A 22,666-nucleotide genomic window follows, 5' to 3' on the forward strand; every position below is an offset into this window, starting at 1 on the left:
CCTGGGCCGGCCCCTCACCACCGAAGGAGATATCGAATGAACACCGCCGCGGCCGTGGCAGTCGCCGTCACCTACTGCTGGATCGGCATGGTGCTGGCAATCTCGTTCCTGGAGGCCCCGCTGAAGTTCCGCGCGCCGGGCGTCACGCTGCAGATCGGCCTGGGCATCGGTCGACTAGTGTTCCGCGCCCTCAATGCCACCGAAACAGCCTTTGCGGCAATCGTCGTCGTCACACTCGCGATCAGTCGGCCGTCGGCTGCGATCACCGCTGCGTTCGTCATCGCCATCGCCGCGCTGGCCGTGCAATTGCTGGCCGTGCGGCCCAAGCTGACGCAGCGTTCCGATGCCGTGTTGGCGGCCAACCCGGGTCAGACGCCGATCGGGCGGTCACGCGTGCACTACGTCTACGTCGCGCTCGAGGCCGTCAAGGTCGTCGGCCTGCTTATCGGCGGGATCCTGCTGCTAGCAGGCTAGATCTCGATCACGGTCGGCACGATCATCGGCTGGCGACGATAGGTCTCGCCCACCCACTTGCCGACCGTGCGCCGCACCGCCTGCGCGATCCTCGTCGGATCGGTGATGTTCTCCGCGGCAAGGCTTTCCAGTTCGCGCTCGACCTTCTGCGCCACCGATTCCAGCGCCTTGGGGTCCTCGGAGAAGCCGCGCGAATGCAGATGAGCCGGCCCCGCGGGACGCCCGGTGCCACGGTGCACGACAACGGTCACCGCGATGAAACCCGATGAGAGAATGAGCCTTTCGCCGAGCGTGGCATCGCCGACATCGCCGGTGATCAATCCGTCGACGAACATCTTGCCGACCGTCACGGCTCCGGATATCGATGCCCGGCCCGCGACCAGGTCCACGCTGACGCCGTTCTCGGCGATCACGATGTTCTCCGGCGGCACCCCGGTGCGCGCGGCCAGCGCTGCGTTGGCCCGCAGATGTCGCCAGGTGCCGTGCACCGGCATGACGTTGCGCGGCCGCACACCGTTGTAGAGAAACAGCAATTCACCCGAATAGGCGTGCCCGGAAACGTGAACGCGCGCTTGGGCATTCGTCACCACTCTGGCCCCGATCTTGGCCAGCGCGTCGATCACGCCGTAGACGGCCTCCTCGTTGCCAGGAATCAGCGACGACGACAGGATGATCAGGTCGCCTGCGGTCAACGTGATGCTGCGGTGCTCGCCGCGCGACATCCGCGACAACGCCGCCATCGGCTCGCCCTGGGTCCCGGTGGTGATCAGCACCACCTTGTGCGCAGGCATCATCTCGGCTGCGGCGATATCGAGGATGTCGGAGTCCTCGACCCGCAGATAGCCGAGTTCGCGCGCAATCCCCATGTTGCGCACCATCGATCGCCCGACGAACGACACCTTGCGGTCCAGAGCCACCGCGGCGTCGATGATCTGTTGCACGCGGTCGACGTTCGACGCGAAGCACGCCACGATCACGCGGCCCTCGGCACCGCGGATCAGCCGGTGCAGCGTCGGGCCCACCTCGCTCTCCGACGGGCTGACACCCGGATGCTCGGAATTCGTGGAATCACACAGGAACAGGTCGACACCGGAGTCACCGAGGCGCGACATGCCCGGCAGGTCGGTCGGACGACCATCGAGGGGCATCTGATCGAGTTTGATGTCACCGGTGTGCAGCACCGTGCCCGCGCCGGTGTGGATGGCGACCGCCAGGCACCCGGGAATCGAATGGTTGACGGCGAAGTACTCACATTCGAACACACCGTGCCTACTGCTCTGCCGCTCGGCGACCTCGACGAACACGGGTTTGATCCGGTGCTCGCGGCACTTCTCGCGCACCAGGGCGATGGTGAACTTCGAGCCCACCACCGGAATGTCGGGCCGCAGTTTGAGCAGGAACGGGATGGCGCCGATGTGGTCTTCGTGCGCATGGGTGATGACGAGCGCCTCGACATCGTCGAGGCGATGCTCGATGTGCCTCAGGTCGGGCAGGATCAGGTCGACACCCGGCTCGTCATGACCCGGGAACAACACGCCGCAGTCGACGATGAGCAGCCGGCCAAGGTGCTCGAAAACCGTCATGTTGCGGCCGATTTCGCTGATACCGCCCAGCGCGGTCACTCGCAGCCCTCCAGGGGCCAGCGGCTCGGGCGGTGCGAGATCGGTGCTCAACGGCCCGCCCTACCTGAGCACCGCTGCGGCGCGCATATCGGCGGCCAGCGCCTCGATCTCGTCCGGCGTGGCCGGGATCTGCGGCAGCCGCGGTTCACCACAGTCGATGCCCTGCAACCGCAAACCCGCCTTCGACATCGTCACGCCTCCCAGCCGGGACTGCGCGGCGGCCAGCGGACCCAGTGAGACATTGATCTTGCGGGCGGTGGCGACGTCACCGGAATTGAACGCGGACAACATATGCCGCAACTGTCCGGCAGCCAGATGCCCCCAGACGCTGACGAAGCCGACTGCACCCATCGCCAGCCACGGGAGGTTGAGCGAGTCGTCGCCCGAGTAGTACGCCAGGCCCGTCTCGGCGATGATCTGCGCCCCGCCGGCCAGGTCACCCTTGGCGTCCTTGACGCCGACGATGTTCGGGTGTTCGGCGAGCTTGCGGATGGTGTCCCACTCGATCGGAATCGACGACCGCGGTGGAATGTCGTAGAGCAGGATCGGCACATCGGTGGCATCGGCGACCGCGGTGAAGTGTGCGAGCAGCCCTGCCTGAGACGGCCGCGAGTAATACGGCGTGACGACGAGCAGTCCGTGCGCGCCCGCCTCGGCGCTGGCCTTGGCCAGTCGTACGGTGTGCGCGGTGTCATAGCTGCCGGCCCCCGCGATGATGCGGGCCCGGTCGCCCACCGCGTCGAGCACGGCACGCAACAGCGCCAGCTTCTCGTCGTCGGTGGTCGTCGGCGACTCGCCGGTGGTGCCCGACAGCACCAGACCGTCGCAACCGGCGTCGACCAGGTGCGTGGCCAGCTTGGTTGCGATATCGAAGTCGACCGAGCCGTCGGGCTTGAACGGCGTCACCATTGCGGTCAGCAAGGTGCCCATCTGGGCGGTAACGTCAATTCCGCTGGTGCTCACGCGCCAAGATTACCCGCTCGCTTTCACGCTTCTGTCGCAAGCGGGGAGGTTGCCACCTCCGTGCCGTCCGCGAGCATCGAGATCTCGAAATCGGCGAACACCGCGGGCGCCACATCGACGAGTTCGCGCAGGCAGGCGATGGCCAGTCGGCGGATCTCCACATCGGCGTGCTCGCTGGCCCGCATCGCGATGAAATGCCGCCAGGCCCGGTAGTTGCCGGTGACCACGATGCGGGTTTCGGTGGCGTTGGGCAGCACCGCGCGCGCGGCCTGCCTGGCCTGCTTGCGACGCAGGACCGCATTGGGCTGGTCGGCGAACTTGGCCTCCAGCCGGTTCAGCAGCTCGGTGTAGGCGGCCCGGCTGGCGTCGGCGGCCGCGGTGAAGATGTCCATCAGCTCCGGGTCGTCCTCCAGCCCGGGCGGGATCACCACCTCCGCGTCGTGTTCGGGCACGTATCGCTGCGAGAGTTGCGAGTAGGAGAAGTGCCGGTGGCGGACCAATTCGTGGGTGCACGACCGGGAGATGCCCGTGATGTAGAAGGACACCGACGCGTGCTCCAGCACCGAAAAGTGACCGACGTCGATGATGTGCCCGATGTAGGCCTCGTTGGTAGCGGTCTTCGGGTTGGGTTTCGACCAGCTCTGATAGCAGGCCCGGCCGGCGAACTCGGTGAGCGCCTGCCCGCCCTCGGCTTCGGTCTGCCACGGCACGTCTGGGGGTGCCAGGAACTCGGTCTTGGCGATCAGTTGCACGCGCAGCGGGGCGGTTTCGGCCACGCGATCACCCTACTGTCGCCACCTTGCCGCGCTCGTGAGTCCGCGATTCGGGCGTTGCCTCCCCAAGATGTTAGTGACTAACATGTTACTGACTAACACCAAGGAGGGGTCATGGATCCAGAGGTCGTGGTGGTGGGCGCGGGCCCGACCGGGTTGGCGCTGGCGTGCGGCCTGCGGTCGGCCGGTGTGAGTGTCCGGGTGCTCGACAAGGCCGACGGCCCCGCGGTCACGTCGCGGGCGCTCGGCCTGCAGCCGCGCGGCGTCGAGGTGCTCGACCGGCTGGGTGCTCTCGGCGATCTACCGCAGCGCGGGCTGCCCGTGCGGCGGGTCGACGTCAACGTCGACGGACGGCCACTGGCGAGCTTCCCGGTAGGGCAGCCGACGCGGCTGCACGGTCCCGCTGCCCTGCTGATCTCGCAGGCCGATATCGAGGGCAATCTCCGGGAGCGACTGTCGGAGCTCGGCGGATCGGTCGAATGGGGCACGCCGGTCACCGACGTGAGGGCAGCTGCGGATGGCGTGACAGTGACGGCGGGTGGCGAGCAGATCAGCACTGGTTGGGTGGTCGGCGCCGACGGCGCACACAGCGCGATCCGGAAAGCGATGGGCATCGGCTTCCCCGGCGTACCGCTCATCGAGCGGTTCCTTCTGGCCGATGTTCACGCCGAGCTCGGCTACAGCCGCGAAGGCGCCACCTCGTGGCTGCGCGGCAGGAAACTGCTCGCGGCGTTTCCGCTGCCCGGCGCCGATCTGTGGCGTGTGATGGCCCCCGCGCCGGAAGACCTGCCGCAGAACCCCGGCCCGGACGAGATCGTCGGCTATCTCGGCAGCAGGCTTGCCGAGGACACCGGCGGCAGCATCAGCTCGGTTGTGTGGACCTCGGTGTTCCGCATCCAGCGCCGCCTCGTCGACACCTATCGGCACGGCCGCGTGCTGCTGGCCGGAGACGCCGCCCACATTCACAGCCCGCTCGGCGGGCAGGGCATGAACACCGGCGTCGGCGATGCCGAGAACCTGACCTTCAAGCTCGCGATTCCCATGCTGAACAATCCGTGGATGCAGCGTCGCATCACGGACAAGGCCTCCCAGCTCCAGGTGTCCTACCGCTGCGGCTCGCTCGTCCAACGCTGGCTTCCCGGGCTGCAGCCCGGTGACCGCGTGTCCGATCGCGATCTGCTGCGCACCGACGGTGCGGCGACGCGGTTGTATGAGGCCCTTGGACCGCAGTGGGCGGTGATCGGGTCAGACGCTCTGGCCGCCGTCGCGCGCGACCGCCTCGGCGACGTGGTGGCGCTACGGGGGTCGGGCGACTCGATGCTTGTGCGCCCCGACAGCCATCTCGCGTGGAAGGGCTCGACGCCCGAGAGCCTGCACAGCTGGCTGGACACCGCCCTGGGGCGCCCGGCGCTGGAACGCTCGGCATGAGTGTCGATTGGCGGACGCGCAAAAAGGCTGCCACCCGGCAGTCCATCCAAGAACACGCGCTGCGGCTCTTCGTCGAAAAGGGTTATGACGCAACCACGGTCGAGGAGATCGCGGCCGCCTCCGGGGTGTCCCACATGACTTTCTTCCGCTACTTCCCCCGCAAGGAGGAGGTCGTCGAGTACGACGAGTACGACCCGATGATCGAGCAGCTCATCGCCGAGCAGCCGGCGCAGCTGCCGCCCATCACGGCGATCCATCACGCGCTGCGCGCAGGCTTGGAGAATGTCCTGGCCACCGACCACGACGCGCTGCTGATCCGCACGCGGCTCATCCTGGACAATCCGGCGCTGCGCGCTCGAAATGTCATCGCGCAGGACGAGACCCGTGAGCTGTTCGCCCGGGCCCTGGCTCGCCGCGCGGGCCTGCCCGAACCCGATTTGTCCTGCGTCGTGCAGGCCTCCGCAGCTCTCGCCGCGGTGGCACCCGCATTGACGGCCTGGGCCCACGACGAGGATCGCGATCTGATCGGCTTGGTCGACGGGGCGTTTGCCGCGGTGGCGGCAGGCGTGTGACACCTTCCTACAATTGGCGGATGCCTGGAGCCGAGTTCGCCGAGCAAGACCGCCGATCGTGCTGATCGGTGTCGCGGCAGCATTGCTGGCCTGCGTGGGTTATGGGACTGCGTCTGTCCTGCAGTCTTATGCCGCGAACGGCTCAGGGTCAGGCCATGCGGCCACCCCGGAGGGCGGACCCACTCTGCGCTCGACGATCACGGCCATGCTCGCGCCGATCTTCATCGCGGGGATGGCTCTTGATCTGCTGGGTTTCGTGGGCAGCCTGGTCTCGGCCCGGCTGATCCCACTGTTCTTGTCTCAAACCATCATCAGCGCCAATCTGGTGGTCACCGCGATCCTCAGTATCTTTGTGCTGCACGTGAGGCTGCACCGACGTGACTGGACCGCCATCACCATTGTGCTTGTGGCCCTGTGCATCTTGGGCGCAACCGCCGGCCGGCTGGGCGAAGGCGATCCCGGTGTCGCCATGCACTGGGGCGTGCTCGTGGTGTCCGCTGTCATCCTCGCGGCGGGCGCAGTCCTGGTCCGGTCGCTCGGCCGTAAAGCGGCGGTGCCCGCGGGTCTGATCGCCGGGGTGCTGTATGGCGCAATGGCCGTCGCGGTGCGCGTGGTCCACGGCCTGGAGCCGTTCCAGCTCCGGGTGCTGCTGATCGACCCCGCGTTGTGGGCGGTGATCGTCGCCGGCCTCGGCGGCTTCTACCTGTTCACCGTGGCGCTGCAGGTCGGTTCGGTCAACGGTGTCGCCGCCGCACTCGTGGTGGGCGAGACCGTGGTCCCGGGCATCGTGGGTGTGGTCCTGCTCGGCGACTCTGCACGCCCTGGCTACGGCTGGCTCGTCGCGCTGGCCTTCGCGGCAGCCATCATCGGCGCCGTCGCGGTCGCCGTTTTCGGTGCGGCGGAGTATGAGCGGGCGACGGCGTCATGACCGCAACACTTTGCGCGGATCGTCAAAACTTTTGACGACTTCCCAGGTGAGTTGTCTGGGCCGGGCAGCGAAAGCCATGTCCAGGACACGCTGACCTATTCATCAGTCGATCACGAACGAGCCGATCGGTGGACACCCAGTTCATCCCGAAGCCGTCCGATCGGCGGACAGACTCCGGGTTGTCGATGCGCGAGGCTTGACGCCATCGAGCACTGGCATCGACCGAGAGGAACCAAATGAGCTATCACGTCATGGATCTGGTGTGCGAGCGCGCCAATGAGCGCGACTGGGAACTGATCTTCGACAGTGGCCCGAATGGCGACTGGCGCACCATCGTATGGGAACAACGGCGCTCGGAGGGAGCCGGAGAACCACTCGAGCTGGAGATCACGTTCAACGTCGACGGCCGGATCGTCCAGACGGAGAAGCGGCAGGACGGCAAGTGGCACCAGCGCACCACTCCTGCCGACGAGTTCGCATCGACGGCGGTTCACCTCGAGGCGCTGAGCATGATCTGAGTCGTCCAATTCAACGAAACGGTTGCTGATCCACGCGAGCAGCAACCTTTTCGTCGATCTCGGATGAGGTTCGTCATGACCCTTGTCACATTACGTTACGTATCGTAACTTTAATCACGTGTCCGCACCCGAGACCACAGGCCCAGGTCGGCCACGTGATCCGCGAACCCAGCACGACATCATGAGCGCCACCCGTCGACTGCTGGCGCGCGACGGCTATGACCAGCTCTCGATCGAGGCGGTCGCCCGCGAGGCCGGTGTCAGCCGGCCCACCATCTATCGACGCTGGCCGTCGAAGGCCCACCTGGCCTTCGACGCCGCGTTCGGCCAGCCGCCAGACGGCGAATTACTTTCGGTGTCCGGCGATTTCGAGACCGATCTGCGGGCCTTCACCTACGCGGTGCTCACGTTCTGGGGCGATCCCGTGGTCGAAGCTGCCGCGCTGGGCATCCTCACCGAACGACGCCGCGACCCCGAGCTGCACATCCGCACCCAGCAGCTGCTCGACGAACGGACCCGTGGCGCGTTCCGCGCGCTACTCGAAAGCGGCGTGACGCAGGGCCGGATCCGCCCCGATGTCGACGTCGACATGGTCTACCAGACCTTGATCGGCACGGCGTTCTATACCGCTCACATGGAACCGGACAACGACGCCCAGAAAACCTCAGATCGACTGTGTTCCTTGCTCATCCAAGGGGCAGGACATACCCCACCACCAAAGAAGGGCACCGCATGACCGACCGGAAAGAACTGTCCGAGGCGTTCAACGCCCTGCTCGACGAGGTGCGCGGCATCGAGCAGAAACTGCTCGCCGCCGACCCTCCGCTGAGCGAGGCCGACCTGCTCGACGGGTACCGCCTGCCGTTCAGCCTGCTGCGGGTCGGCGTCGACGCCTACGTGTGGGGTGACCGCGACAAGCCCATCCTCGTCGACGTCATCAGCCCGTATCTCAAATGGGGCGGCGACAATTCGGACGCCTACTACCAACTCGCCCCGCTGGATCCGGCCCGCACCTACCGGGTCACCGGCAACCGCGGCGACGCGGTGTATCTGTCGATGACCGTCTACGGCGGGCCAGGTGAAGGCCGCTACAGCGATCGGATCGTGGGCACCATGAACGATCGTGGCCTGGAGTTCGACGCGAACGGCAACTTCGAGTTCATCATGAGCCCCGATCCGCACCCGGGCGCATGGCTCAAACTCGACCCGGACACCGAATTCGCCTTGACGCGCGACTATCTCAACGATCCGAGCACCGGGCGCCGACCGGTGTGGCGGATCGAGTCGCTCGACCCGCCTGCCCGGCGCACGGACAGCGCCGCTGAACTGGCCCGCCGCTTCCGCTACGCCAAAAACTGGCTGCACGAACAGGTTTCCTTCCTGCCGACCAAGGTCGAACCCGCCAACCAACTGCACCCACCGTTCCCGGTGCCGCAGAACGCGTACGGCTGGTCGGCCGCCGACGCGGCATACTCGATGGGCGCCTACGAGCTCGAGCCGGATCAGGCGCTGATCATCGAGGGCACGTCACCGGACTGCGTGTTCTGGAACCTCTGTCTGTGGAATCCGTTCCTGCACACCTACGACTACACCCACGAGCGAGTCACCATCAACGGCGCGCACGTCGACTATGAACTCGACGGCTCCTGGCGGATCGTCATCAGTGAGAAAGACCCGGGCCACCCGAACTGGGTCTCCACGGCCGGCCGGGCCAAGGGCCTGATCTGGCTGAGGTGGTTCCTGCCCGAGGAGACGCCGGCTCACCCGCAGTGCCGCATCGTCGATGTGGCCGAGGTGGCCGCGCTGTGACCACGGGCGTACAGCGTCCGGCGCCGATCCGCTTCGACGACCTGACCCATCCGGTGTATCCGCCTGCAGCCCAACCCATCCGCGACGGGCTGGCCGCCTACGGCGAGAATCTCGACCTGAACCCGGCAACTCTGCTCGCCACCGCAACAGAGCGGTCCGGGATGAGCGATTTCGGTGACCCAGCGTTCCGGGAACGTCTCGACGTGCTCTGTACGGCGCTGCGCGACGAAGCAGACCTGTCCGACGCCGGCGTGGCGATCACGTTCGAGCAGTTGGTGGGCAACCTGGTCAACCGGTTACGGTTGGAAGCCCTGATCGCCGAGCACCCCGAGATCGAGAGCATCGAGATCCAGCGGCCGATCGTCATCTGCGGCCTCCCCCGCACCGGCACCACCCATCTGCACAATCTGCTCGCGGCGGACCCGGCTCTTCGGCATCTGCCGTACTGGGAGAGCCTCGAGCCGGTGCCCGCCGCCGGTGAAGAGGCGCCGGGACCGCGGCGGGATCGCTGCGCTGCCGGCCTGGAGTTGATCAACTCTTCGATGCCGGAGTTTCGCCGCATGCACGACATGACCGTCGAGCACGCCCACGAGGAGATCCAGCTGCTGGCCAATGACATCTCGGGCATGCTCTGGGAAACCATGTACTACGTACCGAGTTTCGCCGCCCACTACAAGGCGCACGATCAGGCGGCGTCGTACCGCTACGTCAAGCGCAGCCTGCAGGCCATGCAGTGGTTGCGGGGCGGAACCCGGTGGGTGCTCAAGTCACCGCAGCACCTGGAACAGTTCCCGACCCTGGCCGCGACTTTTCCCGACGCGACTTTCATTGTGACGCACCGCGACCCGGTTGAGGTGACGCTATCGATGATGACGATGATCTGCTATGCGACGCGCATGGCGGTCGAGCGGCCGGATGTGGGCAAGTTGACCGGATACTGGCTGGACCGCATCGACGATCTGCTGACCGGCTGTATTCGCGATCGCGACAAGCTTCCTGCCGGGCAAGCCATCGACGTGCGATTCGACGACTTCATGTCCGACGAGCAAGGCACGCTACGCGACATCTATCGCGTCGCCGACCAACCGTTCGACGACGACGTCCGTGCCGCGATGACCGACTTCCTCACCGAACACCCCCGCGGGCGCTATGGCGGTGTCATCTACGACCCCGCAGACCTGCACCTCGACACCGCGGCCGTCGCCGAGAGATTCCGCAACTACCGCGCCCGTTTTCTCACCACCCCGGAGGACTGATGAATCACACTGCACCACAGCCCATCTCGGCGGACGCCTGGGTGGCCACCGCGCTCGGTGAGCCCACCGAGGTGTTGGAGCGGCAGACGGTGGAGGTGCGGGCCCCGGGCCCCAACGAGGTCCGGGTCGCGGTCCGGGCATTCTGCCTGAACTTCAACGACATCGACATCATCAAGGGCCGCTACACCACGCTGCCCCTGCAGCCGCCCTTCGTGCCCGGTATGGAAGCCGTCGGCATCGTCGAAAGCGCGGGCCTGGGCGCCGAGCACCTGGTCGGCCGACGAGTGGTGGGGATTCCGGTGATGGCCTTCGGCGGCTACGCGTCCTACGCCATCGTCGACGCGGCGACCGTGCTCGATCTGCCGGAGTGGGTCAGCGACGTCGACGGCGCCGCTCTGCATTACCCGTTTCACCTGGGCTGGTTCGCACTGCGCGAACGCGGCCGCCTGCAGCCGGGTGAGACGCTGCTGGTGCACGCCGCCGCGGGCGGCACCGGCTCGGGCGCGCTGGTACTCGGAAAGGCGTTGGGTGCCAGAGTGATCGCCACTGCGGGCAGCGACAAGATGCTGGAGTTCTGCCGCAAGCTGGGCGCCGACCATGCCGTCAACTATCGCAACAGCGGCTGGGTGGACGAGGTCATGGATCTCACCTACGGCCGCGGCGTGGACGTCGCGTTCGACGCCGTGGGCGGCAGCGTCACGACAGATACGTTCCGCTGCATGGGCTTCAACGGGCGGCACCTGATGGCCGGGTTCGCCGAGGACATCGCCCTGGAGGACGGGGACTACATCTCGCCGCGCCCGATCGCCTACGGCAATTTCGACGTGTGCGGGGTGTGCCTGGTCTACGTGACCGATCCGCTGGCCGTCCGCCGCACGCTCGGGTTCAACTGGCCGGCCCGCTCCGAGGGCCTCGACGCCCACGTCAAGATTCTCGAGCTGATGCGTACCGGCCAGCTACAGACCGTGGTGGGCGACAACGTGGCCTGGGATCAACTGCCGCAAGCACTTCGGCGGATGGCCGCGCGGGAGACCACCGGGCGCTTGGTGGTGAGCACCGGCGCGCACGATTAGTCGCTGAGCACCCCGGCTCGGCGCATCGCAGCGGAGATCAGTTCGAAGTCGATGGCGACGTGGGCGCGGGCGAGCGCGTCCGCGTCGTCGCCGCGACCGTCGGCGATCGCATCGATCAACTGTTCATGCTCGGCCAAAGCCCGCGTCTCCATCTGACGCATGGTCACGGGCTCGCCCCAAAGGTGCGCGGGCGCACCGATGCTCACCGACGCTTCAAGGTCCAGCAGCACCTGCTTGAGGACGTCGTTGTGGGCAGCATCGATGATCGCCAGGTGCAATGCGCTGTCGGCCTGTTGGGCTGATAATCCGCTCTCGGCGCACCGATATGCCTCGAGCCGTTCGCGCAGCACCACGACGTCGCGGTCCGACCGAGATTCGGCCGCGGCCCGGCAGATGGCCCCGTGCAGCCGGCAGATCGCGTCGCAACGATCCCGGAGCTCGTCAAGACGCATGGTCAGCGTCCGGCACACCGACTCGGTCGACGATTCCGGCCACTGCTGCAGTACGTAAGACCCGCCGCCGCGGCCTCGTCGGGTTTCGACCAAGCCACGGTCCACAAGCCTGGCCAACGCCGCGCGCACTGTCATGCGCCCGACCTTGAGGGCGGCGGCCAACTCTCGCTCTGCAGGCAGTCGCGCACCGGGCAGGTACTCACCGAGCGCGATCGCGGTGACGAGCCGATCGGTGATCTCATCGATCCGCGAGGGCGATTCGAGCTCGCTCTCCAGCAAACCAGGCACCCCGGCTCCGGCTGGCTGCGTCATCGCGTCTCCCCTCTCCCGCACCGCCCCCACAGTATCGGCAGCAATTGTTAAAACCCCATTAATGGTCTTGCAGCGAGACCATTAATGGCCCATGCTGGCCTCCATGCCATGTACCACCCGCACCGTCCCGTTCCGCGGACACGAGACCTGGGTCCAGGTCACGACGCCTGAAACCCCCCGCCCCGACGCCCTGCCCTTGTTCGTCCTGCACGGCGGACCGGGCATGGCACACAACTACGTCGCCAACCTCGCCGCACTGGCCGACGAGAGCGGGCGCACCGTCATCCACTACGACCAACTCGGTTGCGGCAACAGCACCCACCTCCCCGACGCCCCCACCGATTTCTGGACGCCGGATCTGTTCGTCGACGAGTTCCACGCAGTACGGACAGCTTTGGGCATCGACCGCTATCACGTGTTGGGACAGTCGTGGGGCGGCATGCTGGGCGCCGAGATCGCGGTGCGAGAACCGGGCGGCCTGGCCTCGCTGTCCATCTGCAATTCGCCCGCGTCGATGCAGCTGTGGCTCGACGGCGCGGCCGAACTCCGGGCGCAACTCCCGCCCGACATGCTCGCTGCCATGCGCCGTCATGAAGCCGACGGAACCGTCGAGGACCCGACGTATCTGGCAGCCGCACAAGAGTTCTACCGACGGCACGTGTGCCGGGTGACGCCCATGCCCAAGGACTTCGCCGACAGCGAGGCCCAGATGTTGGCCGACCCCACGGTGTACTACACCATGAACGGCCCCAACGAATTTCACGTGATCGGCACCTTGCGCGACTGGAGCATCATCGATCGGCTGCCCGCGATCACCGCACCGGTGCTCGTAGTGGCCGGCGAATTCGACGAAGCGACCCCGGCCACCTGGCAGCCCTACGTGGACAACATCGCCGATGTCCGGGCACATGTGTTCCCCGACAGCAGCCACTGCACGCACCTGGAAAAACCCGAAGAGTTCCGCGCCGTCATCGCAGACTTCCTGCACCAGTACGATCTGGCCACCGCCGCCCGGGTCTGACACCCACTCCCCACACGACAGGACTTCTATGGCAACTGACACCGACGCGGCCAACACCAGCCACCTCACCACCGGTGAGGGTCAACGCACTCTCGAATCATTCGGCTACAAGCAGGAACTCAACCGCTCGGTGTCGACGGTCGATCTGATCGTCTACGGGCTGGTGTTCATGGTTCCCATCGCGCCGTGGACGATCTTCGGCACCGTCTACAACAGCGCCTCGGGCATGGTGCCGCTGGTCTACCTGATCGGCCTGATCGCCATGGTGTTCACCGCGCTCGCGTATTCGCAGATGGCCAAGTCGTTTCCACTGGCCGGGTCGGTCTTCGCTTATGTGGGCCGCGGCATCCACCCCGGGCTGGGATTCTTCGCAGGCTGGGCGATCCTGCTGGATTACCTCCTGATCCCCACTCTCCTGTATGTCTTCGCCGCCGAGTCGATGGTCGGCCTGTTCCCCGGGACGCCGCGCTGGGTCTGGGCGATCGTGTTCGTAGTCGTCAACACGGTTATCAATCTGCTCGGCGTGGGATCCCTCAAGATCGTCAACCGAATGTTCCTGGCCGTCGAGCTGGTGTTCGTCGTGCTGTTCGTGATCATCGCGGTGCGCGCCATCAACGGCCAGACCCTGCCCGATATCGGTTGGAGCACCACCCCGATCTGGAATCCCGACGTTGTCAGCGCGCCGCTGATCGCCGCCGCACTGTCGATCGCCGTCCTGAGCTTCCTTGGTTTCGACGGCATTTCGACATTGGCCGAGGAGTCCACGGGTAAGAAGAACCCTGCCGGCCGGGCGATGATCGTCGCGCTTTTCGTGGTGGCGTTCCTGTTCATCATCCAGACCTGGCTGGCCAGCCTGCTGGCAGGTGGTCGTGCGTCGTTCGGTGACGACGAGGTGGGCAATGCGTTCTTCCTCCTGGTAAAGGCCGCCTCCAGCACTGGCTGGATGAATGCGTTCTTCGTGGTGAACGTGCTGGCAGTCGGGTTCGCCAACGCGATGGCCGCCCAGGCCGCCACCAGCCGCCTGCTGTTCTCGATGAGCCGCGACCGGCAACTGCCGGCATTCTTGTCGACCATCAGTTCACGCAAGGTGCCGATCGCGGCGATCCTCGTGGTCAGCGCGCTCAGCCTGGTGCTGGTCCTGTTCTTCGTCGGCCAGATCGGCTTGATCTCGTCCCTGGTGAACTTCGGCGCGCTATTCGGGTTCTGTCTGCTGCACATCTCGGTGGCTTGGTACTACCTGGTGCGCAAGAAGTCGAAGAACTATCTGCTGCACCTGGTAGTGCCGGCTGTCGGATTCCTGATCATCGGCTACGTGTTGATCAATGCCGACGCGCTGGCGAAGATCGGCGGCATCGTGTGGCTGATCATCGGTGGAATCATATTCGCCACCAACATGATTCGCGGACGCGGCGTACCCGATCTCGCCGAGTAGCTAGCGCGCCAGCACCTGCATACCGGATGCCACGCCGAGCGCCGCGGACAATCCCCTGATCGACATCTCTCGATTATCGGTGCAGGCTCCGGCCCAGTTCAGCGGCAAGATCCCCGTTTCGCCCGACTGTCACGTCGTTCACGCCGAGCCACGCGGCCATCGTCCGCAACTCCCCCGCCAACGCGGGCGCCACCCGAGAACGGTCCTGGCCGTCTTCGGTGAACGCGCCGACGACATGCAGGGCACCGTCGGTCCGTTTGAGGTCGACCCGGCCCACCAATTGCCCATCGAGCAGGAAAGGCCATACGTAGTAACCGAATTGACGCTTGGGCGCCGGGGTGTAGATCTCGATGCGGTAGTGGAAGTCGAACAGCCGCTCGACGCGGGGCCGGAAGAAGATCAGCGGATCGAACGGACACAGCAGCGCGGTGCCCCGATCCCGCCGCGGCACGGACTGTCCCGACCGCAGGAAGGCCGGCACGCCGTCCACATCGACGGGCTCCAACTCGCCGTCGGCGACCAGCTTGGCGATGGCCGGTTTCACCTGTTTTGCACCAAGCCGGAAGTAATCCCGGATATCAGCCTCGGTGCCGACTCCGAGCGCGGTCGCCGCACGCAGCGTCAGCTCGCGAAGTGCCTCGTCGTCACCGACCTCACGGGACACCACCTCGGGTGGCAGCACGTTCTCGGTGAGGTCGTAGTGCCGGGCGAATCCCACACGCGTCGCCGTCGTGAACACCCCTGAGGCGAACAGGGCCTCGGCCACCCACTTGGTGTCACTGCGCCCCCACCATGGTCCTTTGCGTCCACGTGGCTCGGCTTCCAGGTGGGCTTCGATCTGCCCCGCCGTCGACGGACCCAACTCGGAGACCGCCGCGACGATGTCCTCGGCGAGTTTGGGGTTCTTCCGGACGATCTCGGTACCCCACCGGCCGTGGGTGTACTCGCGCATCCGCCAGCGCAGCAGCGGCCAGTCCTCGACCGCCATCAACGCTGCCTCGTGCGCCCAGTACTCCACCAGCAGCCGTGGTGCGCGCGCGGTATGCGACCAGGCGGCCCGGTCGAGTAGATCGCGGTCGTAGGGCCCGAGCCGGCTGAACACCGGCGCGTAGTGGGCCCGGACCGCGACCGACACCGAGTCCAACTGCAGTACCTGGATCCGGGAGATCAAGCGACGCAGGTGCGCACGCGCGACAGCACCGCGGGGTTTCGGTTCATGAAAACCCTGCGCCGCGACGGCGATGCGGCGAGCCTGCGCCGTAGTGAGGGAGGCCACCCCGCCATCGTTCCTCAAGCCACCGACAAGTCGGCTGCCCACGTTGGAGATACTGGTCGACGTGGTGTTCGACTGGGATGCGTTCGAGACCGAATTGACCCGGGCAGCCACCGCGGCAGTACGCGCACTGGTCGCCTCGGCGGCACCGGAACAGCCGTACGCCGTGGCGTTCAGCGAGTTCTACGCGGAGCTGACGGGGGTGATCTACCTGCCCAATCTCGCAGTCGCCACCGAGGAATCGGTTCCGGAACCGGACTGCCGATTCAGTCCACCGGACTGGAAGTACCAGGACTACGAGTGGGGCGAGACCGATGCCCGGTGGGGCGAGCGGCTCAGCACGGCGGTGTCGGGCCTGCCCCGCGCACGGTGGGAGCAGCAGTGGGACCGGTTCGCCCAGGCGATGCTGCATATTGCGGCGAGCGTGCGTACCGAGCTGGTGGCCGACGGGACGCTGCCGCACAACGTCGTGGTCTACCTCGACGACGAGGACGCCGATCTGCTGGTGCGCTCGCTCACGGCCGACGAGCTGAGGCGGCATTTTCCCGAGTACGTCGCCTGCGCGGAAGCCGAACGGGCCGTGCTGGCCATGCCGACGGAGCAACGCGTAACTCTGCTTGCCGCGGCGGCGGGGCTGACACCGCGGCGCGGTCGGGACGAGCTCGGGCAACTGTTGGGCCGGGAATGCGCCCTGAGCCTGCTGCAGGAGTCCGGTACCGCCGCGTTACCGGTCGCCATCGCGGCGCTCGGACACCACGAGACTGCTTGGACGGGTGCCAAACTCCTCGCTGATCTGAATATCGCGACGCCTGAGGTCATGGCCGCACTGTGGGCCGCGCTCCCACTGCGTGACAACGCCCACGACTGGGTGGCCACGGCGCTCGGACGCCTTGGTGCGGGCCTGCAAGTCCTGGCGCGACGCGACGTGCCTGCCGACAGTAGGGCGGCGGCGGTGGCCGCGCCATATCGCTCGTTTCGCGACCATGCAGGCAGTCACCCGCCGCTGGACTACGCGCTGCTGGCGGCCGGGCTCTCTGATCCGGCAGTCGCCGAGATCGTGGCCGAGGAGCTGCAGCTGGGACGGGGGTACTGCACGCTCGACGCTGCCGACCTTCCCGGTGTGAGACCCGGCCTCGACCATCCTGAGCCGGTGATCCGGCGGCACGCTGTCGTCACCGTCGGTGAGCTGATCGGTCCACTGGGTCCGGGTGACCTCGATGCCCGCGATATCGACGCGCTGCGGGCCCGGATGTCCGAGCTGGCCACCAGCGATCCCGATGCGGACGTGCGGCGGCTGGCCGGTTACGTCGTCGAGGGCCGCTGATCGCGGCGGTAGCTGCAATACCGGTAGCGCAGGCCCGACGCGCTGGTCAGCCATTCGCCGGTGCTCTGCCGCCACGCATCGTCGAGCGAAGGCGCCAGCGCATCGCCGTCGGCGGGCGCCAAGTCGACGTCGACCTCGGTGACCTCACAGCGGTCGGCGAACGGCAGCGTCATCGCATAGATCTGAGCGCCGCCGATCACCCAGCCCTCGATATGCTCCGGCAACTCCGTCACCACGTCGGCTCCTTCGGCGACGTATCCCGCATCGCGGGTGATCACGACATTGCGCCTGCCGGGCAGCGGGCGCACCTTCGCCGGCAGCGATTCCCAGGTCAGCCGACCCATCACCACGGCCTGGCCTAAGGTCAGCTCTTTGAAGCGGGCCTGGTCTTCAGGCAGCCGCCACGGGATCCCGTTGTCGCGGCCGATGACGCCCGATGTCGACTGCGCCCAGATCAGTCCGAGACCGCCCATCACGGCGCGGTCCTGCAAGCAGACCTCATACCGCGACGGGGGCTTTGATGGCCGGGTGCGGGTCGTAGTTCAGGATCGCGACATCTTCGTAGGTGTAGTCGAAGATCGAATCACGCGGCGCCAGAACAAGTTCCGGGTACGGCCGGGGATCGCGACTCAGCTGCAGCGTGACCTGTTCGACGTGGTTGTCGTAGATGTGGCAGTCCCCGCCGGTCCACACGAACTCACCGACATCGAGACCGGCCTGCGCCGCCATCATGTGCGTCAGCAGGGCATAACTGGCGATGTTGAACGGCACCCCGAGGAAGAGGTCCGCGCTGCGCTGGTACAGCTGGCACGACAACTTGCCGTCGGCGACGTAGAACTGAAAAAATGCGTGGCAGGGCGGCAGCGCCATCTGCGGAATCTCGCCGACGTTCCATGCCGAGACGATGTTGCGCCGGGAGTCCGGATCACGCTTGAGCAGCTCCAAGGAGTTGCTGATCTGATCGATGTGCTCGCCCGACGGCGTGGGCCAGGACCGCCACTGCACGCCGTAGACCGGGCCCAAATCCCCTGTCGCGGAAGCCCATTCATCCCAGATGGTGACCCCGTGATCCTGTAGCCACCGCACGTTCGAGTCACCGCGCAGAAACCACAGCAACTCGTAGACCACGGATTTGGTGTGCACCTTCTTGGTGGTGATCAGCGGGAAACCCCGGGCGAGGTCGTAGCGCATCTGGTGGCCGAACAGGCTGCGGGTTCCGGTGCCGGTGCGGTCGGACTTCGGCGTTCCGGTCTGCAGCACCAGCCGCAGCAGATCCTCGTACGGCGTCGCGATAGGCACACCCTCAGCTTACGGGCAGCGGATAGGGGTAGAACGGAAGCCATGCCGACGATCAAGGACACCGTCACCACGCCCGACGGCACCTGTGCCGTGACCCTCGCGACCCCGGACGGCCACGGTCCGTGGCCCGGCGTGGTCATGTACCCCGACGCCGGCGGCGCGCGGGCGACGTTCGACGACATGGCCGCGAAGCTGGCCGGCTACGGCTTCGCCGTGTTGGTGCCGGACGTGTACTACCGCGACCCGGGTTGGAAGCCGTTCGAGATGGCGACCGTGTTCGGGGACGAGGGCGAACGCAACAGGCTGTTCGCGATGATGCGGAAAGTGACCCCGGACGTCATGGCTGCCGACGCGACGGCGTTCTTCGACTATCTGGCGAGCAGGCCCGAGGTGACCGACGCGAAATTCGGCACCACCGGGTATTGCATGGGTGGGCGCACGTCCCTCGTCGTCGCAGGCCGGGTGCCGGATCGGGTCGCGGCGGCCATGTCATTCCACGGCGGCGGGTTGGCCAGCGACGACCCGGGCAGCCCGCATCTGCTGGCCGACAAGATCCAGGCAGCGGTCTACGTCGGCGGCGCCGAGAACGATTCGTCGTTCACCGCCGAGCAGGCGGAAACCCTGGACAAAGCGCTGTCGGCCGCAGGCGTCGAGCACATCATCGAAACCTACCCAGCCGCACATGGATTCGCCGTACCCGATAACGCCCCCTACGACAAAGCCGCCGACGAACAGCACTGGGAAGCCATGGAGAGCTTCTTCGGCTCGCGCCTCGGCTGACCCGCCGCGTCGCGTCCTCACCCCGTAAGCGACGATTGAGGCGTGTACGACCAGACCAGCATCAGTGAACCGGATCCCAACGCCGCCCCCGGCTTCCGCATCGACCCGGTACTCGCCCGCAGCTGGCTGCTGGTCAACGGCGCGCAGTACGAGCGCTTCGCACCGGCTGCGCGCTCTCGCGCCGACATCGTCGTGCTCGACATCGAGGACGCGGTCGCGCCGAAAGACAAGGACGCCGCCCGCGACAACGTAATCCGCTGGCTCGGCGACGACAACACCGACTGGGTGCGGATCAACGGGTTCGGCACCCGGTGGTGGGCCGACGACCTGGAGATGCTGTCCGGGACCTCGGTCGGCGGGATCATGCTCGCCATGGTGGAGTCCGTCGACCACATCACCGAAACCGCCAAGCGGCTTCCGAACGTGCCGATCGTCGCGCTCGTGGAGACCGCACGCGGACTGGAACGCATCACCGAGATCGCCGCGACCAAGGGCACGTTCCGGCTTGCCTTCGGCATCGGCGATTTCCGCCGCGACACCGGATTCGGCGACAACCCGGCGACGCTGGCGTACGCGCGGTCCCGCTTCACCATCGCGGCCAAGGCTGCTCACCTGCCGAGCGCGATCGACGGGCCCACGGTGGGTTCCAGCGCGTTGCGATTGTCGGAGGCCACCGCGGTGTCGGCTGAGTTCGGGATGACCGGCAAGATCTGCCTGACCCCGGACCAGTGCCCGACAGTCAACGAGGGCCTGTCCCCGTCACAGGACGAGATCAGTTGGGCAAGAGAGTTTTTTGCCGAGTTTCAGCGTGACGGCGGGGAGATCCGCAACGGCTCAGACCTGCCCCGCATCGCCCGGGCCAACAAGATCCTCGACCTGGCGAAGGCCTACGGCATCCATGAGTCCGAGTTCGGCGACGACCCCGATCACGTGCCCGCTCCGTCGGACACCTTCCACTACTGAGGCTGCGCGTCGTCGTTGCGGTGGACGAACGTGCGCATCGCGCGGAGCACGCCGCGGCCGGCGTAGATACCGGCGGCCACGGAGACGATGATCATCGCGATGAACATCGTGAGCCAGTTCGACCGGCTGTGACTGACGTTCCACCAGATGATCGTGAACAGTACGGCGCAGACGAATACGACGATGTCACGCCAGTTTCCGCGGTAGGACATGGCCGCGTCGCGAAGCTCCCGGCTGCGTTCTCCTGCCGTGATGAGTTCGCCGATTCGCTGATCGATGCTCGCCTTGAGGCGCGTGCGCAATTCGACGTCCTCTTCCGGGAGCCGATCGAGCAGATCCATGTCCTTGATGATCAGTCCACGGACGTCCGGCGGCTTCAGGTTGCCGGCGATCACGCCGAGCATTGCGCCACCGGCGATCGGCGCGGCTCCCAGGGCCAGTTCGGCGATACCCGGCATGGCTTCCTCTCTGTTCGGTGTCGGCGGCTACCGTAACGTCCCGACCATGCGGCGGTACCGGGCGGGCTGCCGAGCCGTCAATAATGCGGCGGGCGTCGCTTGTTCAGTCCGACATCAACCCGGCGGCGACGGTCGCACCGAGATTCCAGCACGCCTCGAGATCGGCCTTGCTCGGCTTACCCGAGACCACAACGTGTTCGGCGGCCCTGACCCAGCCGAGGCCCGTCGTGATGGAGTCGATCGCGCGCTCGGCACCCTCGGTGCCCTCGTTGCCATGCAGGTACAGGCCGAACGGTCTGCCCTTGGTGGAATCGAGACACGGGTAGTAGCAGACGTCGAACGCGTGCTTGAGTGCCCCGCTCATGTAGCCGAGGTTGGCCGGGGAACCGAGCAGGTAGCCGTCGGCAGCCAGCATGTCGGCCGGCGAGACCGTAAGGGCGGGACGACGCACCACGTCGACTCCCTCGATCTCGGGGTCGGTGGCACCGGAGACCACCGCCTCGAACATCGCCTGGCAGTACGGCGATGGCGTGTGGTGGACGATGAGCAGCGTTGCCATGGTCACCGACTCTCCTGCATCCGGACGGCGGTGCGCATCGTCTCGCGGGCCCGGCTGCGGTCGCCCGCATAGTCATAGGCGCGGGCCAGCCGGTACCAGCGCACCCAGCTGTCGGGGTCGGCTTCCAATTCGCGTTTGACGGTGACGAACAGCGCATCGGCCGCGTCCCGCTCGACCCGACCCGACGGGCGGTGCGGAAGGTCGGTCACGTCGAGCTCCATGCCCTGCTCCCGAGCGAGCCGAGCCAGACGCTGATGCGCGAAGCCCGCACGCAGTGTGCTGACGAGGACCCACACACCGATCAGGGGAAAGACCAGCAGGGCAACGCCGAGTCCGATGGCCGCGGGCTTACCCGACCCGATGAACACCACGGCAGTGCGGCCCAGCATGAGGAAGTAGACGACCAGCGCCAGGCACATGAAGCCGATCAGCAATTGGATGCGCAGCGACCGCGCGCCGTCGGTCACGAGAGGTCGAGGAGTGGCTCAATGCCGATGGTCAGCCCGGGCCGCTGCTGCACGTTGCGTACCGCCAACAGCACTCCGGGGACGAACGATGCCCGGTCGAGGCTGTCGTGCCGGATGGTCAGCGTCTCCCCCGCGGTCCCGAACAGCACCTCCTGATGGGCGACGAGACCGGCGAGCCGCACCGAGTGCACCGGGATGCCGTTGACGTCGGCACCTCGTGCGCCCTCAAGACCGGTGCTGGTGGCATCGGGGTTGGGCGGCAACCCTTTCCGCGCCTCGGCGATGAGTTCGGCGGTGCGCGCCGCGGTTCCCGACGGAGCGTCGGCCTTGTGCGGATGATGCAACTCGATGACCTCGACCGAATCGAAGAACTTCGCGGCCTGCTTGGCGAACTGCATGCACAGGACTGCGCCGATCGCGAAGTTCGGTGCGATGAGCACCGCGACCCCGGGTTTTTCCTCGAGCCAGGCCTGAACCTGCGCCACTCGCTCGGCAGTGAAGCCGGTGGTGCCGACGACGGCGTGAATCCCGTTGTCGATCAAGAACTTCAGATTGTCCATCACCACATCGGGATGAGTGAAGTCGATGACCACATCGGTATCGGAATCAGTGAACAGACTCAGTGAATCGCCGGCGTCTACGCCCACCGAGAACGTCAGGTCCTCGGCGCGCTCCACGCCCAACACCATGGCCGCGCCGACTTTTCCCTTTGCACCCAGAACTCCAACACGCATGGGTTGCAGCCTACTGCCCGCCACCTCGGTCGCATTCGCGCTGGTCATCAAACAACTTCGGGCACTGTTACCTCATTGGTCTCATGGGTCACGAAGTGTGGTTTCTTGTCGGTGGGTCGAACTAGTGTTCGGGTATGGAGTCGGAGGTCGCCGCCACACTCGACGCGTTACGCGCG

The 22,666-nt window shown here is 66.5% G+C and carries 25 protein-coding genes; 14 read left to right on the plus strand and 11 right to left on the minus strand.

Features of this window, described 5'->3' with window-relative positions; all coding sequences use genetic code 11:
- Window positions 1-36 precede the first annotated feature (36 nt).
- Window positions 37-474 (plus strand): hypothetical protein, encoded by a 438-nt coding sequence (locus tag A5784_RS18965; RefSeq protein ID WP_064946445.1) that lies wholly within the window; start codon window positions 37-39, stop codon window positions 472-474.
- Here the strand turns inward: A5784_RS18965 and A5784_RS18970 are convergent.
- The 3 genes from A5784_RS18970 to thyX are packed head-to-tail and all read right to left on the minus strand — an operon-like array spanning window position 471 to window position 3,835.
- Window positions 471-2,147, minus strand: coding sequence for a ribonuclease J (locus tag A5784_RS18970; RefSeq protein WP_064946446.1), 1,677 nt, complete (start codon window positions 2,145-2,147; stop codon window positions 471-473). The two genes, A5784_RS18965 and A5784_RS18970, sit on opposite strands and share 4 nt — an antisense overlap.
- A gap of 9 nt (window positions 2,148-2,156) precedes the next feature.
- On the minus strand, window positions 2,157-3,059 hold the full coding sequence (dapA, locus tag A5784_RS18975; protein WP_064946447.1) for a 4-hydroxy-tetrahydrodipicolinate synthase: 903 nt from the start codon (window positions 3,057-3,059) through the stop codon (window positions 2,157-2,159).
- Window positions 3,060-3,082: 23 nt separating this feature from the next.
- The gene (thyX, locus tag A5784_RS18980) at window positions 3,083-3,835 is read right to left on the minus strand and encodes an FAD-dependent thymidylate synthase (protein ID WP_064946448.1); all 753 of its coding nucleotides are present in this window, start codon (window positions 3,833-3,835) and stop codon (window positions 3,083-3,085) included.
- 111 nt (window positions 3,836-3,946) lie between these two features.
- Between thyX and A5784_RS18985 the strand changes: the two genes are divergently transcribed.
- The 8 genes from A5784_RS18985 to A5784_RS19020 all read left to right on the plus strand — a co-directional run bounded on the left by A5784_RS18985 (window position 3,947) and on the right by A5784_RS19020 (window position 11,416).
- Complete coding sequence (locus tag A5784_RS18985) at window positions 3,947-5,260, plus strand: FAD-dependent monooxygenase (protein ID WP_064946449.1); 1,314 nt, start codon at window positions 3,947-3,949, stop codon at window positions 5,258-5,260.
- Entirely contained in the window at window positions 5,257-5,832 is a 576-nt protein-coding gene (locus A5784_RS18990) for an acyl-CoA-like ligand-binding transcription factor (protein WP_064946450.1), read from the plus strand. The genes A5784_RS18985 and A5784_RS18990 overlap by 4 nt, the downstream gene beginning before the upstream one ends.
- Before the next feature lie 58 nt (window positions 5,833-5,890).
- Entirely contained in the window at window positions 5,891-6,760 is an 870-nt protein-coding gene (locus A5784_RS18995) for a DMT family transporter (protein WP_064946451.1), read from the plus strand.
- A 236-nt stretch (window positions 6,761-6,996) separates the two neighbouring features.
- Complete coding sequence (locus tag A5784_RS19000; RefSeq protein WP_064946452.1) at window positions 6,997-7,278, plus strand: hypothetical protein; 282 nt, start codon at window positions 6,997-6,999, stop codon at window positions 7,276-7,278.
- A gap of 181 nt (window positions 7,279-7,459) precedes the next feature.
- The gene (locus A5784_RS19005) at window positions 7,460-8,014 is read left to right on the plus strand and encodes a TetR/AcrR family transcriptional regulator (protein ID WP_064946453.1); all 555 of its coding nucleotides are present in this window, start codon (window positions 7,460-7,462) and stop codon (window positions 8,012-8,014) included.
- The gene (locus tag A5784_RS19010) at window positions 8,011-9,087 is read left to right on the plus strand and encodes a DUF1214 domain-containing protein (RefSeq protein WP_064946454.1); all 1,077 of its coding nucleotides are present in this window, start codon (window positions 8,011-8,013) and stop codon (window positions 9,085-9,087) included. Before A5784_RS19005 ends, A5784_RS19010 begins: the two co-directional genes overlap by 4 nt.
- Window positions 9,084-10,343, plus strand: coding sequence for a sulfotransferase family protein (locus A5784_RS19015; protein WP_064946455.1), 1,260 nt, complete (start codon window positions 9,084-9,086; stop codon window positions 10,341-10,343). Before A5784_RS19010 ends, A5784_RS19015 begins: the two co-directional genes overlap by 4 nt.
- Window positions 10,343-11,416 carry a zinc-binding dehydrogenase gene (locus tag A5784_RS19020; protein WP_064946456.1) on the plus strand — a complete coding sequence of 358 codons (1,074 nt, stop codon included), beginning with the start codon at window positions 10,343-10,345 and terminating at the stop codon, window positions 11,414-11,416. Before A5784_RS19015 ends, A5784_RS19020 begins: the two co-directional genes overlap by 1 nt.
- Here A5784_RS19020 and A5784_RS19025 read toward each other — a convergent pair.
- Window positions 11,413-12,180 (minus strand): FadR/GntR family transcriptional regulator, encoded by a 768-nt coding sequence (locus A5784_RS19025; protein WP_064946457.1) that lies wholly within the window; start codon window positions 12,178-12,180, stop codon window positions 11,413-11,415. The two genes, A5784_RS19020 and A5784_RS19025, sit on opposite strands and share 4 nt — an antisense overlap.
- A gap of 103 nt (window positions 12,181-12,283) precedes the next feature.
- Here A5784_RS19025 and A5784_RS19030 point away from each other — a divergent pair, with 103 nt between their 5' ends.
- The gene (locus A5784_RS19030; protein WP_232006132.1) at window positions 12,284-13,201 is read left to right on the plus strand and encodes a proline iminopeptidase-family hydrolase; all 918 of its coding nucleotides are present in this window, start codon (window positions 12,284-12,286) and stop codon (window positions 13,199-13,201) included.
- A gap of 28 nt (window positions 13,202-13,229) precedes the next feature.
- On the plus strand, window positions 13,230-14,633 hold the full coding sequence (locus A5784_RS19035; RefSeq protein WP_064946459.1) for an APC family permease: 1,404 nt from the start codon (window positions 13,230-13,232) through the stop codon (window positions 14,631-14,633).
- Between the two features lie 73 nt (window positions 14,634-14,706).
- Here A5784_RS19035 and A5784_RS19040 read toward each other — a convergent pair whose 3' ends face one another.
- Window positions 14,707-15,909, minus strand: coding sequence for a winged helix-turn-helix domain-containing protein (locus A5784_RS19040; protein WP_064946471.1), 1,203 nt, complete (start codon window positions 15,907-15,909; stop codon window positions 14,707-14,709).
- Between A5784_RS19040 and A5784_RS19045 the strand changes: the two genes are divergently transcribed.
- Window positions 15,896-17,230, plus strand: a complete 1,335-nt coding sequence (locus A5784_RS19045) for a DUF4303 domain-containing protein (RefSeq protein WP_197514796.1) — start codon at window positions 15,896-15,898, stop codon at window positions 17,228-17,230. The genes A5784_RS19040 and A5784_RS19045 overlap by 14 nt on opposite strands.
- On the opposite strand, the gene A5784_RS19050 is transcribed toward A5784_RS19045, so the two are convergent.
- Both A5784_RS19050 and A5784_RS19055 read right to left on the minus strand, forming a co-directional pair.
- Window positions 17,209-17,703 (minus strand): dihydrofolate reductase, encoded by a 495-nt coding sequence (locus tag A5784_RS19050; RefSeq protein WP_064946472.1) that lies wholly within the window; start codon window positions 17,701-17,703, stop codon window positions 17,209-17,211. The genes A5784_RS19045 and A5784_RS19050 overlap by 22 nt on opposite strands.
- Window positions 17,704-17,728: 25 nt before the next feature.
- Window positions 17,729-18,529: a thymidylate synthase gene (locus tag A5784_RS19055; protein ID WP_064946461.1), complete on the minus strand. Its 801-nt coding sequence runs from the start codon at window positions 18,527-18,529 to the stop codon at window positions 17,729-17,731.
- Between the two features lie 42 nt (window positions 18,530-18,571).
- On the opposite strand from A5784_RS19055, the gene A5784_RS19060 reads away from it, so the two are divergent.
- Together A5784_RS19060 and A5784_RS19065 are read left to right on the plus strand one after the other, a co-directional pair.
- On the plus strand, window positions 18,572-19,309 hold the full coding sequence (locus A5784_RS19060; RefSeq protein WP_064946462.1) for a dienelactone hydrolase family protein: 738 nt from the start codon (window positions 18,572-18,574) through the stop codon (window positions 19,307-19,309).
- A gap of 42 nt (window positions 19,310-19,351) precedes the next feature.
- Window positions 19,352-20,272 (plus strand): HpcH/HpaI aldolase/citrate lyase family protein, encoded by a 921-nt coding sequence (locus A5784_RS19065; protein ID WP_064946463.1) that lies wholly within the window; start codon window positions 19,352-19,354, stop codon window positions 20,270-20,272.
- On the opposite strand, the gene A5784_RS19070 is transcribed toward A5784_RS19065, so the two are convergent.
- The 4 genes from A5784_RS19070 to dapB all read right to left on the minus strand — a co-directional run bounded on the left by A5784_RS19070 (window position 20,266) and on the right by dapB (window position 22,490).
- Window positions 20,266-20,730, minus strand: a complete 465-nt coding sequence (locus tag A5784_RS19070) for a hypothetical protein (RefSeq protein WP_064946464.1) — start codon at window positions 20,728-20,730, stop codon at window positions 20,266-20,268. The genes A5784_RS19065 and A5784_RS19070 overlap by 7 nt on opposite strands.
- 103 nt (window positions 20,731-20,833) lie before the next feature.
- Entirely contained in the window at window positions 20,834-21,289 is a 456-nt protein-coding gene (locus A5784_RS19075; RefSeq protein ID WP_064946465.1) for a flavodoxin family protein, read from the minus strand.
- Window positions 21,290-21,291: 2 nt separating this feature from the next.
- Window positions 21,292-21,756, minus strand: a complete 465-nt coding sequence (locus A5784_RS19080) for a hypothetical protein (RefSeq protein WP_064946466.1) — start codon at window positions 21,754-21,756, stop codon at window positions 21,292-21,294.
- Window positions 21,753-22,490 carry a 4-hydroxy-tetrahydrodipicolinate reductase gene (dapB, locus tag A5784_RS19085; RefSeq protein ID WP_064946473.1) on the minus strand — a complete coding sequence of 246 codons (738 nt, stop codon included), beginning with the start codon at window positions 22,488-22,490 and terminating at the stop codon, window positions 21,753-21,755. Before dapB ends, A5784_RS19080 begins: the two co-directional genes overlap by 4 nt.
- Window positions 22,491-22,666: the final 176 nt, after the last annotated feature.

Origin of the sequence: Mycobacterium sp. 852013-50091_SCH5140682, assembly GCF_001665685.1 — a bacterium.
In the GTDB taxonomy this organism is placed as follows: Bacteria; Actinomycetota; Actinomycetes; order Mycobacteriales; family Mycobacteriaceae; genus Mycobacterium.

Coding starts and splice junctions, on each gene's coding strand:
- A5784_RS18965 (WP_064946445.1), top strand. CDS start 37: ATGAACACCGCCGCGGCCGTGGCAGTCGCCGTCACCTACTGCTGGATC.
- A5784_RS18985 (WP_064946449.1), top strand. CDS start 3,947: ATGGATCCAGAGGTCGTGGTGGTGGGCGCGGGCCCGACCGGGTTGGCG.
- A5784_RS18990 (WP_064946450.1), top strand. CDS start 5,257: ATGAGTGTCGATTGGCGGACGCGCAAAAAGGCTGCCACCCGGCAGTCC.
- A5784_RS19000 (WP_064946452.1), top strand. CDS start 6,997: ATGAGCTATCACGTCATGGATCTGGTGTGCGAGCGCGCCAATGAGCGC.
- A5784_RS19005 (WP_064946453.1), top strand. CDS start 7,460: ATGAGCGCCACCCGTCGACTGCTGGCGCGCGACGGCTATGACCAGCTC.
- A5784_RS19010 (WP_064946454.1), top strand. CDS start 8,011: ATGACCGACCGGAAAGAACTGTCCGAGGCGTTCAACGCCCTGCTCGAC.
- A5784_RS19020 (WP_064946456.1), top strand. CDS start 10,343: ATGAATCACACTGCACCACAGCCCATCTCGGCGGACGCCTGGGTGGCC.
- A5784_RS19025 (WP_064946457.1), bottom strand. CDS start 12,180: ATGACGCAGCCAGCCGGAGCCGGGGTGCCTGGTTTGCTGGAGAGCGAG.
- A5784_RS19030 (WP_232006132.1), top strand. CDS start 12,284: ATGCCATGTACCACCCGCACCGTCCCGTTCCGCGGACACGAGACCTGG.
- A5784_RS19035 (WP_064946459.1), top strand. CDS start 13,230: ATGGCAACTGACACCGACGCGGCCAACACCAGCCACCTCACCACCGGT.
- A5784_RS19050 (WP_064946472.1), bottom strand. CDS start 17,703: ATGGGCGGTCTCGGACTGATCTGGGCGCAGTCGACATCGGGCGTCATC.
- A5784_RS19060 (WP_064946462.1), top strand. CDS start 18,572: ATGCCGACGATCAAGGACACCGTCACCACGCCCGACGGCACCTGTGCC.
- A5784_RS19070 (WP_064946464.1), bottom strand. CDS start 20,730: ATGCCGGGTATCGCCGAACTGGCCCTGGGAGCCGCGCCGATCGCCGGT.
- A5784_RS19075 (WP_064946465.1), bottom strand. CDS start 21,289: ATGGCAACGCTGCTCATCGTCCACCACACGCCATCGCCGTACTGCCAG.
- dapB (WP_064946473.1), bottom strand. CDS start 22,490: ATGCGTGTTGGAGTTCTGGGTGCAAAGGGAAAAGTCGGCGCGGCCATG.